General features: G+C 69.1%; 13 protein-coding genes. All 13 read left to right on the plus strand.

Annotated features, from left to right (window positions below; genetic code table 11):
* Positions 1 to 388: 388 nt before the first annotated feature.
* Complete coding sequence (locus FK219_RS12390) at positions 389 to 1261, plus strand: type IV toxin-antitoxin system AbiEi family antitoxin domain-containing protein (RefSeq protein ID WP_152582731.1); 873 nt, start codon at positions 389 to 391, stop codon at positions 1259 to 1261.
* A 134-nt stretch (positions 1262 to 1395) separates the two neighbouring features.
* Complete coding sequence (gene dapA / locus FK219_RS12395; protein WP_152582732.1) at positions 1396 to 2373, plus strand: 4-hydroxy-tetrahydrodipicolinate synthase; 978 nt, start codon at positions 1396 to 1398, stop codon at positions 2371 to 2373.
* Positions 2374 to 2469: 96 nt separating this feature from the next.
* On the plus strand, positions 2470 to 4146 hold the full coding sequence (locus tag FK219_RS12400; protein WP_152582741.1) for a ribonuclease J: 1677 nt from the start codon (positions 2470 to 2472) through the stop codon (positions 4144 to 4146).
* Between the two features lie 177 nt (positions 4147 to 4323).
* Positions 4324 to 5088 (plus strand): hypothetical protein, encoded by a 765-nt coding sequence (locus tag FK219_RS12405; protein ID WP_152582733.1) that lies wholly within the window; start codon positions 4324 to 4326, stop codon positions 5086 to 5088.
* Positions 5089 to 5213: 125 nt separating this feature from the next.
* On the plus strand, positions 5214 to 5933 hold the full coding sequence (locus FK219_RS12410; protein ID WP_152582734.1) for a hypothetical protein: 720 nt from the start codon (positions 5214 to 5216) through the stop codon (positions 5931 to 5933).
* Between the two features lie 75 nt (positions 5934 to 6008).
* The gene (locus tag FK219_RS12415; RefSeq protein WP_152582735.1) at positions 6009 to 8768 is read left to right on the plus strand and encodes an FtsK/SpoIIIE family DNA translocase; all 2760 of its coding nucleotides are present in this window, start codon (positions 6009 to 6011) and stop codon (positions 8766 to 8768) included.
* A 78-nt stretch (positions 8769 to 8846) separates the two neighbouring features.
* Positions 8847 to 9446: a CDP-diacylglycerol--glycerol-3-phosphate 3-phosphatidyltransferase gene (gene pgsA, locus FK219_RS12420; RefSeq protein WP_168212705.1), complete on the plus strand. Its 600-nt coding sequence runs from the start codon at positions 8847 to 8849 to the stop codon at positions 9444 to 9446.
* Positions 9447 to 9456: 10 nt separating this feature from the next.
* Positions 9457 to 9957 carry a CinA family protein gene (locus tag FK219_RS12425; protein ID WP_152582736.1) on the plus strand — a complete coding sequence of 167 codons (501 nt, stop codon included), beginning with the start codon at positions 9457 to 9459 and terminating at the stop codon, positions 9955 to 9957.
* 134 nt (positions 9958 to 10091) lie between these two features.
* Complete coding sequence (locus FK219_RS12430; RefSeq protein WP_152582737.1) at positions 10092 to 10430, plus strand: helix-turn-helix domain-containing protein; 339 nt, start codon at positions 10092 to 10094, stop codon at positions 10428 to 10430.
* A 40-nt stretch (positions 10431 to 10470) separates the two neighbouring features.
* Positions 10471 to 10698, plus strand: coding sequence for a DUF3046 domain-containing protein (locus FK219_RS12435; protein ID WP_152582743.1), 228 nt, complete (start codon positions 10471 to 10473; stop codon positions 10696 to 10698).
* A 281-nt stretch (positions 10699 to 10979) separates the two neighbouring features.
* Entirely contained in the window at positions 10980 to 12104 is a 1125-nt protein-coding gene (recA, locus tag FK219_RS12440; protein ID WP_152582738.1) for a recombinase RecA, read from the plus strand.
* On the plus strand, positions 12104 to 12751 hold the full coding sequence (locus FK219_RS12445; protein ID WP_152582739.1) for a regulatory protein RecX: 648 nt from the start codon (positions 12104 to 12106) through the stop codon (positions 12749 to 12751). The genes recA and FK219_RS12445 overlap by 1 nt, the downstream gene beginning before the upstream one ends.
* A gap of 295 nt (positions 12752 to 13046) precedes the next feature.
* The coding region (locus FK219_RS13500) for a hypothetical protein (RefSeq protein WP_210416826.1) at positions 13047 to 13991 on the plus strand (945 nt) is incomplete at its 3' end.

The raw sequence follows: 13991 nt of genomic DNA on the forward strand, positions 1-13991 counted from the left end.
ACGGTGAGACACGAAGACCTCCGGTGGCGATCAGTGAGTGTGGTAACCCACATCGTTCCGGAGGTCTTCGCTCACCTCACCCGTTCACAACGTCCCGAGGAATTACACCTAGCCCGCGCGCCCCCAACCCGCGCGCCCCCTAGCCCGCGCGCCCCTGACCCGCGCGTCCCTGGCCCCCGCGGCCCGCACGCGCTGGAGCACCTCGGGGTGTCTGCAGCACCGACGCGCTGCGCACAACGGCGGCGTGTCGGCCCTCGTGCGCGGCGAGTCGGGTTCGAATGTCGGTCTCGCAGACAGGGCTCCTCCCCACCGCACCGTGGCGACCCTGCCGATCCACGGACTGGTCGGTCCGGCGTCGCCGCCGTTCCTGTTTCGCCACGTTGGCGTCATGCATGCACTAGACCTCCTCCTGCGCCGTCACGGCGGCATCGCGTCGCTGGCTGAGTTGCGGGCCTCTCCCACGCGTCAGCGCGCTCTCGCACGCGCCGCGGAACGGGGAACGATCCGTCGCGTGCGGCGCGGCGTGTACGCCGTGAGGGATGCTCCGCTCGACGTCCTCCGTGCCGCGACGATCGGCGGCAGGCTGACGGGGGTGTCGGCGCTCAGGCACTACGGGCTGTGGGTGCCGCCTCGGCCCTACGCCGATGAGTTGCACGTCGAGGTGCGCGTCGCGATCACTGTGTTCGAGCGACGTCGTGACGCCCGCGTGCACTGGACCCGCGAGCGCACCGCACCGCAGTTCGGCGTCGCCCCGCTGGAGAGCGTTCTGGCGCGAGCAGCGTCGACGCTCCCGCGAGCACTCGCGGTGGCAGTGCTCGACTCGGCGTTGCGCTCGACTCCCATGACCCCCGTGGAGTTGCTGATGGAGTCCACGACGTGGCGTCCCGCTGCGAGAGCGGCGGCGGCGCTCGCCGACGAGCGCTCCGAGTCGGGCACCGAGAGTGTGCTGCGGGTACTGCTGCTGGAGGCGGGCATCCCGTCGACACCGCAGCCGGCCCTGCCGACGGGTGATCACCATCGCGCAGATCTCCTCATTGGCGACCGGCTGCTCATCGAGTGCGACAGCGAGGCGCATCACGCCGAGCCCTCGACTCGTCGGGCCGACGCCGCACGGGACGCCCTGCTCACGAGCATCGGCTTCATCGTCTTGCGGTACGACTACCGACGGGTGTTCAACGACCCCGCCGGCGTGATCGCTGAGATCGCCGCGGTCGTCGAGCGTGGCGACCACGTGTCTGCAGGCCCGACACATCGCCCGTGACACGCGCGCCGGTGATCGCGCATGCGGCGCGGTGCGGTGAACTGTCGGTCGAGCAGACAACAAGAGGGCGGGCGCGGGATGCTCGCGGCTGGCCCGCGCGCACCCGCGACCCGCGCCGCGATAGCCTGGAGGGCGTGACTGAGACCCGCAACCCCTTCGGCCAAGTGCTCGTGGCGCTCGTCACGCCCATGACGGCCGATGGCGAGGTCGACTGGCCCGCCGTCGAGAAGCACATCGACCACGTGATCTCCGAGGGCGCGGACGGCATCGTCGTCACCGGCACGACCGGGGAGACGAGCACGCTCACCGACGCGGAGAAGGTTCGACTCGTGGAGGTCGGCAAGTCCGTGAGCGGTGGCCGAGCATCCGTCATCACGGGCGGCGGCTCGAATGAGACGGCCCACGCGATCGAGCTCTACAAGGCGAGCGCGAAGGCCGGCGCCGATGGCGCGATGGTCGTCACTCCCTATTACAACAAGCCCACGCAGGCGGGCGTGCTGACCCATTTCCGGATGATCGCTGACGCGACCGACCTGCCCGTGATCCTCTACGACATTCCGGGCCGAGCCGGCATCCCGATCACCTACGAGACGATCCTCCGTGCTGCGAAGCACCCCAACATCCTCGCCGTGAAGGATGCCAAGGGTGATCTGAGCGAGGTCAGCCGGGTGCTCAACCAGACCGACCTCCTGTACTTCGCGGGCGACGACGCCAACGCGCTGCCGACGCTCGCGATCGGCGGCACGGGCCTCATCGGCGTCACGGCCAACATCGCCCCGGCTCCGTACCGCGCCATCGTCGACGCAGTGAATGCCAACGACCTCACCACGGCCACGCAGCATCACCGCACGCTCGAGCCGCTCGTGCGCGCGATCATGACGCACGTGCCCGGCACCGTCGCGGCGAAGTACGTGCTGCACGGCCTCGGCCGCATCGGCTCACCGCGCGTGCGGCTGCCGCTCGTCGGGCCCGAAGACCACGAGGCCGCGATCATCGAGGACGAGATGGCTCTCGTGCGCGACGTCGCCGGCGTCGACCTCGCGACGTTCCGCCCGGATCGCAACGCCGCTGCAGGCGGTGCTCTGCCGAAGGTAGCGGGCACAACCCGCTGACGCCCCGCGCCAGCGCACCACCTCACCACACCGACTTACACCGGGGGCTGACGGCCCCAGACCGTGCCGATCGGCACCATGACAGAGATGAGCCCTATGCCCCTGAACCTTTTTGACCCGCCCGCACTCGAGCCCGGCACCCTGCGGATCATCCCGCTCGGCGGGGTCGGTGAGATCGGTCGCAACATGACCGTCTACGAGTTGAACGGCAAGCTGCTCGTCGTCGATGCCGGCGTGCTCTTCCCCGAGGAGACCCAGCCGGGCGTCGACCTGATCCTGCCCGACTTCGGGCCCATCCGCGATCGTGTCGACGACATCCTCGGCGTCGTTCTCACGCACGGCCACGAAGACCACATCGGGGCCGTGCCGTACCTGCTGCGCATGCGGCAGGACATCCCCATCCTGGGTTCACGCCTCACGCTCGCCTTCATCGAGGCGAAGCTCAAGGAGCACCGCATCCAGCCCTACACGCACACGGTGCACGAGGGGCAGGTGGAGAACCTCGGCCCGTTCAGCCTCGAGTTCATCGCGGTCAACCACTCGATTCCCGACGCGCTCGCGATCGTCATCAGCACCGACGCTGGCACTGTCCTGCACACGGGCGACTTCAAGCTCGACCAGCTGCCGCTCGACGACCGCATCACCGACCTGCGGGCCGTCGCGCGCTGGGGCGAGTCGGGCATCGACCTCGCGCTCACCGACTCGACGAACGCCGACGTTCCCGGCTTCACGGCGCTCGAGCGCGACATCGGGCCCGTGCTGGAGACCGTCATCGCGAAGGCCCCGCGCCGCGTGATCGTCGCGAGCTTCTCGAGCCACGTGCACCGCGTGCAGCAGGTGCTCGACGCCGCGCACGCGAACGGTCGCAAGGTGGCGCTCATGGGCCGCAGCATGATCCGCAACATGACGATCGCCTCAGACCTGGGGTTCCTCACCGTTCCGGAGGACACGCTCATCGACGCCAAGAAGGCGGCGAACCTGCCCGACGACAAGATCGTCTACATGTCGACGGGCAGCCAGGGGGAGCCGATGGCGGTGCTGGCCCGCATGGCGAACCTCGAGCACCAGATCGAGGTCGGCGAGGGCGACACCGTCATCCTCGCCTCGAGCCTCATCCCCGGCAACGAGAACGCGGTCTACCGCGTCATCAACGGCCTCATGAAGCTCGGCGCGAAGGTCGCGCACAAGGGCACCGCGCGCGTGCACGTTTCGGGCCACGCTTCGGCGGGCGAGCTCATGTACTTCTACAACATCCTGCAGCCAACCCACGTCATGCCCGTGCACGGCGAGCAGCGCCACCTCGTGGCGAACGCTCAGATCGCGATCGACACGGGCGTGCCCGAGAAGAACGTCCTGCTCACCGAGGACGGCACGGTCGTCGACCTCAAGGACGGCAAGGCGTCGATCGTCGGCCAGCTCGATATCGGGTTCGTGTACGTCGACGGCTCGACGGTCGGCGAGATCACCGACGCCGATCTGAAGGACCGTCGCATCCTCGCCGAGGAGGGCTTCATCTCCATCTTCGTGGCGGTGGATGCTCAGACCGGCAAGGTCGTCGTGGGCCCCGAGATCCACGCTCGCGGGTTCGCCCCCGACGAGGCGATCTTCGAGGACGTCAAGCCGCAGATCATCAAGGCGCTCACGGATGCCGCGCAGAACGGCACGCGCGACAGCTCGGCTTTCAGCCAGGTCATCCGCCGCGTCGTGGGCCGCTGGGTCAACACGCAGCACCGCCGCCGCCCGATGATCGTGCCGGTCGTCATCGAGGCATAGCCTCGATGACGCAAACGGCGCGGGATTGCCGCGCCGCGGTGCGGCGCGGGCGAGGCGTAGCCTCGATGACGCAAACGGCGCTGGATTGCCGCGCCGCGGTGCGGCGCGCGAGGCGTAGCGGAATCGAGCTGACGCAGTGCTCGCGTGTCGGAGCGCTGCGAGACTAGGTTGTCCACCATGAGCCTCTCGATGCGCACGCGAATCGGTCTCCTCGCCCTGGGCACGGCGTCGCTCGTCGCGCTCTCGGGGTGCACGCTTCCTCTGGCCCCGCTACCCTCCGCGTCTCCGACGGAGACCCCGTCCGCATCGGAGACTGCCGAGGCGGAGCCCACGCCCACACCACTGTCGCGTCCCGCTCTGGCCGATTTGGAGCTCAGTCCTGAGGGGCTCGGCCCGCTGCTCCTCGGCGAGCCTCCCGTCTCGGATCCGGCGCTGCGGATGGTCGCTTTCGAGCCGGAGGCGTGCACCGACGCGGAGACGGGCGAGTCGTTCGGCATCGTCGCGGGCGACCCTCTGGCGGGCGGCTGGTTCATCGATCCGGCGTATCGTCTGCCCGCGACCCCGAGTTTCGGCGGCAACCCGTTCGGTGTCGGCGTCGACGAGTCGGCGGGCAACGCCGTGACGCGCATTGACCTGTACTCGGCTGATATCCCGACCGATGAGGGCATCCGCATCGGAGACTCGCGTGCCGACGTCGAGGCCGCCTACCCGGGGGCTTCTGTCGCCGAGAGCTATCTGACCGACATCTTCGTCATCTCGGGTCCGTCGGGTCTGCTGCAGATCGAGGTCGTGTCGCAATCCACTGACGACAAGGCCGAGTACTGGGTGTCGACCGGAATTCCCGATGGCGAGGTGGTCTACATCCACGCGGTCGTGCCCGCATTCGGCGTCTTCTCGGTGGCGGCAAGCGGCAACGGTGTGGGCGGCTGCAACTTCAGTTGACCTCGCGGGCGGCAGACGCGGGCCGGCGCGCTCCTACCGCCGACGCCGGATGATCGTGCCGGTCGTTACTCAAGCGTGAGGCGCACGTCTCGACGCGGGCGCGGAGGTCTCGCTAGCGTCTCGGTATGAGGACGCGTCGAGTGTCGGCTCTCTCGGCTGTGACGGCAGCCGGTCTGCTGCTGCTCGTCGGCTGCACGCCAGAGCCGGTCGAGCCGGCGGCATCGCCGACACCGACGCCCACGCTCGAGGCCGCGCCGACGCCGACTCCGGAGCCGACCGAACCGCCCGCCCGCGCCGACCTCGTTCTGCGCCCCGACGGCCTCGGAACGCTCGTGATCGGCGAACCGGCTCCCGCTCCGGACGACCCGACGGCGATGATCGTGTTCGACGACGACCTCTGCGTCTCCGATATCTCAGGCGTCGGCCCTGGTGACCCGGGAGCCGGGGCGTGGGATGCTATCCCGCTGTACGCGGGCCCCGAGGGGGGTCGCATCTTCGCGGTGGGCGTGAGCGACGCCGGCATCGTCGACGGCGTGCAGGTCTACGGGCTGGATGACATCCCCACCGACGAGGGCATCCGCGTGGGTTCGACGGTCGCCGAACTGCTCGCCGCCTACCCGGATATCGCGGGGCCGAGCGGCGACTCCAGCATCTCGCAGTCCTACCTCGTGGACGGTCCCGGCGGCCGCATCGTCTTCGAGGTGGCGATCGAGGATCCCGACATTGCACCCTATTGGGAGCCCGAGTTCATCGACACCGTGCTGGGCATGACGGCCGTGCCGTCGGGAACGCCGGGATTCACGATCGCGGGCTCGGACGGCGGCCTCGGCGGCTGCCCGGTCTAGGTCACTCGGCCGCGAACGCCGTCTGCGGCGCGTGTCGGCGGGCCTCCCGTCGCACCCCGCGGGTACCGTGGGCGCATGGCTTCGACGCGCTCCTCGTCGCGCACGCGCGCTTCGTCGGCGCGCCCGAAGTCGGGCGCTGGTTCGCGCGGGGGGTCCTCCCGCACGCAGGCCACGAAGCGCCTGCCACCGCCGAGCGCAGAGCCGGGCATCCTGACCGTCATCTGGATGGGCATGGCCCACGCGACCGGCGGCCTGTTCCGGATGCTCGGCCGCGAGACCCTCGCGAAGGACGAGCGCCGCGACGGCATGCCGTTCCTCATCGTCCTGCTCGCGATCGTCGGCGCGATCGTCGAGTGGTTCCTCGCGACCGACCCGGTCGCGATCGCGCTCGACGCGTGGACGTTCGGCGGCCTGCTGGGCCGCGTCGCGTTCGCCCTGCCGGTCATCATGATCCTGTTCGCGGCGTGGCTGTTCCGCCACCCGGCGAGCGTGCACGACAACACGCGCATCGGCATCGGCCTGGGGGTCATGATCCTGAGCGTGAGCGCTCTGTGCCACATCGCGCTCGGAGCGCCGCAGCCGAGCGAAGGCGCGGTCGTGCTCGCGCGGGCGGGCGGCGTGCTCGGCTGGATCGTGGCGAGCCCCGTGCTTCTCGCGAGCGTCTGGGTCGCGGTGCCGCTCTTCGCGGTGCTGCTGCTGCTGGGCGTGCTCATCATGACGAAGACGCCGCCGAACCGCATCGGCGATCGCCTGCGCGAGCTCTACGCCTACCTGTTCGGCGCCGAGCTGACGCCGCGCGAGCCGAAGCAGAAAGCCGAGAAGGAGGCGCCGACGGAGGAGTTCGGCTCGCTCACCGATCTGGGCCTCGACATGAACGACAGCTCGTCGATGCCGTGGTGGCGCAAGGGCAAGCCCGGTCGGGATGCCCCCGCCCCATTCGACAGCGCCGTCGAGCGCGACAATGCGACCGAGGTCATCGATCAGGATGCCCGAGCCAAGGTCACGGGCGACCTCGCCGCGGTGCTCGACGAGGCAGAGCAGGCCGTCCAGCGCTTCACGGGCGAGCAGCCGGGCCGCTCGCGCGAGGGCGCGGGCGAGGTGCAGCCCGCGGTGCTGCCGGGCTTCACCTCCCGCGCGAGCGAGAAGGGCGCGGCGGGCGAGTTCGACGAGGCGGCGCCCTCAGAAGGGACGCCGAGGTCGGGCACGAAGGCGGGCGAGAAGACCACAGCGCCGTACCGTCTGCCGGCGGCGTCGATCCTCGAGCCGGGCACGCCGCCGAAGTCGAAGTCGGCCGCGAACGAGGCGGTCGTCGCGTCGATCACCGACGTGCTCACGCAGTTCGAGGTCGACGCGAAGGTGACGGGCTTCAGCCGAGGGCCGAGCGTCACGCGGTACGAGATCGAGCTCGGCCCCGGCGTGAAGGTCGAGGCCTTCACGCGCCTGACGAAGAACATCTCGTACGCGGTCGCGAGCAACGAGGTCACGATCCTCTCGCCGATCCCCGGCAAGAGCGCCATCGGCGTCGAGATTCCGAACGTCGACCGCGAGATCGTGTCGCTCGGCGACGTGCTGCGCTCGAGCTCGGCGGGCAAGGCCCTGCACCCCATGACGATCGGCGTTGGCAAGGACGTCGAGGGCGGCTACGTCGTCGCGAACCTCGCGAAGATGCCCCACCTGCTGGTGGCCGGCTCGACCGGCTCTGGCAAGTCGAGCTTCATCAACTCGATGATCACGAGCGTGCTCATGCGGGCGAAGCCGGCCGAGGTGCGCATGGTGCTCGTCGACCCCAAGCGCGTCGAGCTCGCCGCCTATCAGGGCGTGCCGCACCTCATCACGCCCATCATCACGAACCCGAAGAAGGCGGCCGAAGCGCTGCAGTGGGTCGTGAAGGAGATGGACATGCGGTACGACGACCTCGCATCGTTCGGGTTCCGCCACATCGACGACTTCAACCGCGCGGTGCTCGCGAACGAGATCCAGCTGCCGGAGGGCAGCCAGCGCCGCCTGCAGCCCTACCCGTACCTGCTCGTGGTGGTGGACGAGCTCGCCGACCTCATGATGGTCGCCCCTCGCGACGTCGAGGATTCGATCGTGCGCATCACGCAGCTCGCCCGCGCGAGCGGCATCCACCTCGTGCTCGCCACCCAGCGCCCGAGCGTCGACGTCGTGACGGGCCTCATCAAGGCCAACGTGCCCAGCCGCCTCGCCTTCGCGGTCTCGAGCATGACCGACAGCCGCGTGATCCTCGACCAGCAGGGCGCCGAGCGCCTCATCGGCCAGGGCGACGCCCTGTTCCTGCCGATGGGAGCCTCGAAGTCGATGCGCGTCCAGGGCGCCTGGGTCACTGAGGACGAGATCGCGAAGGTCGTCGAGCACGTCAAGAAGCAGGCGATCCCCGAGTACCGCGACGACGTCGCGGTGGAGACCCAGAAGCGCGAGATCGACGCCGACATCGGTGACGACCTCGAAGTCCTCCTCGCGGCGGCCGAGCTCGTCATCAGCACGCAGTTCGGCTCGACGTCGATGCTGCAGCGCAAGCTCCGCGTGGGCTTCGCGAAGGCCGGGCGCCTCATGGATCTCCTCGAGTCGCGCGAGATCGTCGGCCCCTCGGAGGGCTCGAAGGCGCGCGACGTGCTCGTGAGCGTCGAGCAGCTTCCCGAGGTGCTCGCCCGCCTCCGCGGTGAGGATGCGCCCGAGGCCGCACCGTCCAGCGCTCCCGCGGCGAACACCTCCGTGCACCCCGGCTCCGACCCCGTGGAAGACATGACGCAGGGGTATCCTGAGGTGGAAGGCCCCTCCGACGAGGACGCCTGGAATCTCACCGACCGCGAGTAGCCACGCCGGCTCCGCGCCGGTCCGACGAGTCGAGAGGGGTCTGCGCCCGTGACCGAGCCCGACCCCCGCACCTACTCGTTGCGCGGCCGCGTCGTGCGGCACGGCGAGACCCCGGCGTCGAGCGGCAATCTCGCGAACATCATCACGGTCGTGCGCATCCTGCTCGCGCCGGTGTTCGTGCTGCTCCTGGTGCTCGACGGCGGGCAGGACGGCTGGCAGCGGCTCGCGGCGGCTGCCCTCTTCATCCTCGCGATCGCGACGGACGGTGTGGACGGCATGCTCGCCCGGCGCCGCAATCTCGTGACCGACCTGGGCATCCTGCTCGATCCGATCGCCGACAAGCTCCTCACCGGCGCCGCTCTCGTGATGCTCGCCGTGCTCGCCGAGCTGCCCGTCTGGGTCGTCGTGGTGATCCTCGTGCGCGAGTGGGGCATCACGCTCTTCCGCTTCGCGATGCTGCGCGACCGGGTGATCCCGGCCTCGCGCGGCGGCAAGCTCAAGACTGTCGTGCAGGCGGTCGCGATCTCGTTCGCTCTCGTGCCGCTGTGGCAGCTGTTCGGCGAGTGGATTCACATCGTCAACACGACGCTCATGACGGCGGCGCTCGTGCTCACGGTCGTGACGGGCCTCGACTACCTCGTGCAGGCGTGGCGGCAGAACCGCGCACGCTCGCAGTGACGCGGTCGCGATGACGCGCGAGCACCGAGGAGCCGCCGAGGTGCTCGCGGCTCTCGAGCGGCGAGGCGAGACTCTCGCGTTCGCCGAGTCCCTCACGGGCGGGATGCTCTGCGACGCGTTCGTGAGCGTGCCGGGTGCCTCGGCCGTCGTGCGCGGGGCCGTCGTGGCCTACGCGACGCCCCTCAAGGCGAGCCTGCTGGGCGTGCCGGAGGCGCTCCTCGCCGAGCACGGTGCCGTGCATCCCGAGGTCGCCTCGCGCATGGCGGAGGGTGCGCGCACCGCGGCCGCCGTCGGAGGCGAGCGGGCCGATGTCGGCGTCGCGACGACGGGGGAGGCCGGCCCCGATGCTTCCGGGGCGGCGCCCGAGGGCCTCGTGTACGTGGCGGTGGCGGATGCTCGGCGCACGCTCGTGCGCGAGCATCGCTTCTCGGGCGATCGTGCGCAGATTCGCGCGCAGGCCGTCGACGCCGCGATCGAGCTCCTCGCCGAGAGTGTCGGCTCACGGGAATAGCATCGATGACGGTCGTGTTACAGACAGCAAGCTGACATGCTCCCCACAGGTGCTGACGGCTAGAGTTTGACCCAACCGCGAGGGGTAGAGTGTCCCTCCCGGTATCACGAGACGACGAGAGAAGGGGGCGCCTCATGGTTCTGGTTCGACAGGAAATCGGCGAGGTCCTCCGCGACGTGCGCCTGCAGAAGGGCCGCACGCTGCGCCAGGTGGCGAGCCGTGCGAGCGTGGCTCTCGGGTACTTGAGTGAGGTGGAGCGCGGCCAGAAAGAGGCAAGCAGCGAGATTCTCGCGTCGGTCGCCGACGCGCTCGATACGCCCATCTCCATCATCATGCGCGAAGTGGGCGACCGGCTCGCCGTCATCGAGGGCGTCGACATCACGAGCGTCGACATCAATAGCGTCACTGTCGTGCCCGACACGCTGCCGGACGAGCTCGTGGCCGAGTTCGACGCCGACTTCGCGATGCACTAGGCCCTGGCGCACTGCCGAGTCGAGACACCGAGGCCAGACACTGACCCGCAGCGAGTTCTCCCGTGCCATCGCCGACGAGTTCGGTGAGGCCTACGGGCGCACGATCGTGCGCGACGTCGTGGTGACGGCGCTCGGGGAGCGCACGGCCGACGAGGCGCTCTCCGCGGGCGCGCCTCCGCGCGAGGTGTGGCTGGCCCTGTGCGCGGCGATGGATGTTCCGCGCGAGCGCTGGTACGGGGCGGGCCGCCCGGAGCCGAAGCGCGCCTGACCCTCGGTCTGCAGCGGCGAGACGCGCGGCCCCGACACGCCGCGCGTGCTGGCGTTCGAACGTTCGTTCCCCTTCTGCGTAGACTCCTCCCCAGCGGCACTCGAACACGAGTAGCCCACGGAGTGCGCGTCGCACCGGCCAATGTCGGTGCACGCGCGTACCGTCGGTCTCGTCGGCGAACGCCGTCACGCCTTGTCGTGAGACGTCCAGCCCGGCTCCATCGGCCGGACGAGGAGCGACAGAAGACAGGCACACCGCTATCGAGAATGAAGGAGACCGCAATGCCCTCAGTTGCAGACCGCGAGAAGTCCCTCGAGACCGCCCTCGCTCAGATCGACCGTCAGTTCGGCAAGGGCAGCGTCATGCGCCTGGGTTCGGACGAACGGGCCCCCGTCGCGGTCATCCCGACCGGCTCGATTGCACTGGATGTCGCGCTCGGCATCGGCGGCCTCCCGCGCGGCCGCGTCATCGAGATCTACGGCCCGGAGTCCTCGGGTAAGACCACGCTCACCCTTCACGCCATCGCGAACGTGCAGAAGGCGGGCGGCATCGCGGCCTTCATCGATGCGGAGCACGCTCTCGACCCCGACTACGCGCAGAAGCTCGGCGTCGATATCGACCAGCTCCTCGTCTCGCAGCCCGACACGGGGGAGCAGGCGCTCGAGATCGCCGACATGCTCATCCGCTCCGGCTCGATCGACCTCGTCGTCATCGACTCCGTCGCAGCTCTCGTGCCGCGCGCCGAGATCGAGGGCGAGATGGGCGACAGCCACGTCGGCCTCCAGGCGCGCCTCATGTCGCAGGCACTGCGCAAGCTCACGGGCGGTCTCAACTCGACCGGTACCTCGATGATCTTCATCAACCAGCTGCGCGAGAAGATCGGCGTGTTCTTCGGTAGCCCCGAGACGACCGCGGGCGGCAAGGCGCTCAAGTTCTACGCCTCGGTGCGCCTCGACATCCGCCGCATCGAGACGCTGAAAGACGGCACCGACGCGGTCGGCAACCGCACGCGCGTCAAGGTCGTCAAGAACAAGATGGCGCCGCCGTTCAAGCAGGCCGAGTTCGACATCCTCTACGGCACCGGCATCTCCCGCGAGGGCAGCCTCATCGACTTCGGTGTCGAGCACGAGATCGTGCGCAAGTCGGGCGCTTGGTACACCTACGACGGCGACCAGCTCGGTCAGGGCAAGGAGAACGCGCGCAACTTCCTCATCGAGAACCCGACGATGGCGGCCGAGATCGAGACGAAGATTCTCGCCAAGCTCGGCATCGGCGAGAAGATCGCCGAGTTCGAGCCGGTCGCCGTGGCTGGTCCCGCAGCAGCAGCCGCGAAGGGCAAGGCGCCGGCGAGTGCCGCACCCGTGGCCGCCGAAGAGCCCGCTCTGCCGAAGGCAGCGGGCGCCTGATGAGCCTCAGCGGCTCGGGTCGGCAGGACGCGCTCGCCCCCGTCACGTACCTGCCCGGCGCGCGCGAGGCGGAGATCCTCGCGCGCGCGGAGGCTGAGGCGGAAAGCCTCGCCGAGGGTGACGCAGACTCCGAGTTTGCGGCGCAGGAGCGTCGGGCCGAGAACATCACGATGCACGCGCTCACCCGTCGCGGGCAGTCGCGCGCCGAGATCGGCGACCTCCTGCTGCGGCGAGAGATCGATGTGTGCGTGGCCGAGTCCGAGCTCGACCGGCTCGAGCGTGTCGGCCTCATCGACGACCGCGCACTCGCGGCCGACCTCGTCGAGCGTCTCCGCACCCGCAAGAAGCTGGGGCCCTCGGCGCTGCGCCAAGAGCTCATGCGCCGCAAGATCGATCGCGACGCGATCGAGGAGGCGCTGAGTGAGGCCGAGGAGGAGGACGGCGACGACCTCGTCCTCGAGCTCGCACGTGATCGCGCTCGGCGCCTGGGCGGCCTCGACCGCACGACCGCCGAGCGTCGCCTCGTCGACTTCCTGGCCCGCAAGGGTCACGGCGGCAGCGGCGCGCGCGAGGCCGCGCGTCAGGCGCTCGACGAGCGCGACAGCGGCTACGGCGGCGACACCGTGCACCGCGTCCAGTTCCGCTAGTTCGCAAGACTGCCTAAGCGGCATGCAGTGTTGGCTCGAGTACGAAACGCGTGAGCCCAGCTCGACAGAGTGGAGTGTCAACCAACGTCCATTCTGAGTCGGCTCGTGTCCCCCTAAATGCCGACAGGCGATGTTCTCTCATGAACCCTAGGGTCGTGACTGACCCACCCTCACCTTTGCGGATGGCTCATTCCACTCTCTGAATGCAGGAGCCCCGCTGATGGTTGGTTGGTCGTTGTTGACACGCGTTGTCGGTGTGGTGACCGGGTGCGCGCTCGTCGTGGGCTTGTCGGTCATGCCGGGCACCGAGGCCACGGCGTCCACTGAGGATGTGGCGCCCGAGAGTCTGCTGCTGGATCCCGATCGCGCTGCGCCAGCTTTGTTGACTCCGGACTTCGAGGTGCCCGCTACCGAGTTTCCTCCGGGTGAGTTCGACGCTGCCGCGCCAGTAGCACCGTCGGAGCCGGTGAAGTTCGTCGGTGGTGGCGACAAGGCTGCTCCCGAGCTCAACGCGGAAGAGTTGGAGGGTCTGCCGGTGGTTGAGAAGGGCGAGTTCTCCACGACGTACGACCGCGGCGATGGAGTGCTGGCCGAGGTGATCAGCCAGGAGCAGGTCCACATTCGCAACGATGCGGGTGAGTTCGTCGACATTGCGACGTCGGCGTCGTACGCGGATGGTCGCTGGGTGGTGGATCCCCACCCGATGTCGCCGAGCTTCGCCGGTTCAGCATCCGATGAGGATGTCGTGCGCTTCAGCATGGAGGGTTACGAGGTCGGCTTCACTCTTGTGGGGGCTCGGAACGCCCAGATCGAGTCCCCGTGGTTCCCGTGGTTCCAGGGGCCGCGTGACGAGGTCCGTTACCCGGACGTGTTCGAGAACGTCGACCTGTCGTACACGGTCTCAGGCAACTCGATCAAGGAGATCCTCGAGCTGAGCCAGGCGCCGGTTGCTGGTGAGAATTCGTGGACGTGGTTCGTGACGGCGAACGCGTTGACCATGGAGACAGATGAGTTCGGGGACATTGTGTTCCTCAACCGCTATGGCGAGGTGGAGTTCGTCATCCCGGCGCCCATTATGTGGGACTCGGCGGGGATCGAGGAGGTGCGCGAGCCCGCACTTACCAACGTCGACACGACGATCACCGAGGGTGACGGCGGGTGGTACCTCACAATGTCCGCTGATCAGGATTGGCTAGACGACGGCGATCGTGTATATCCGGTGTTCGTTGATCCGACTGCG

This window comes from Microcella pacifica (genome assembly GCF_009371975.2).
GTDB lineage: Bacteria > Actinomycetota > Actinomycetes > Actinomycetales > Microbacteriaceae > Microcella > Microcella pacifica.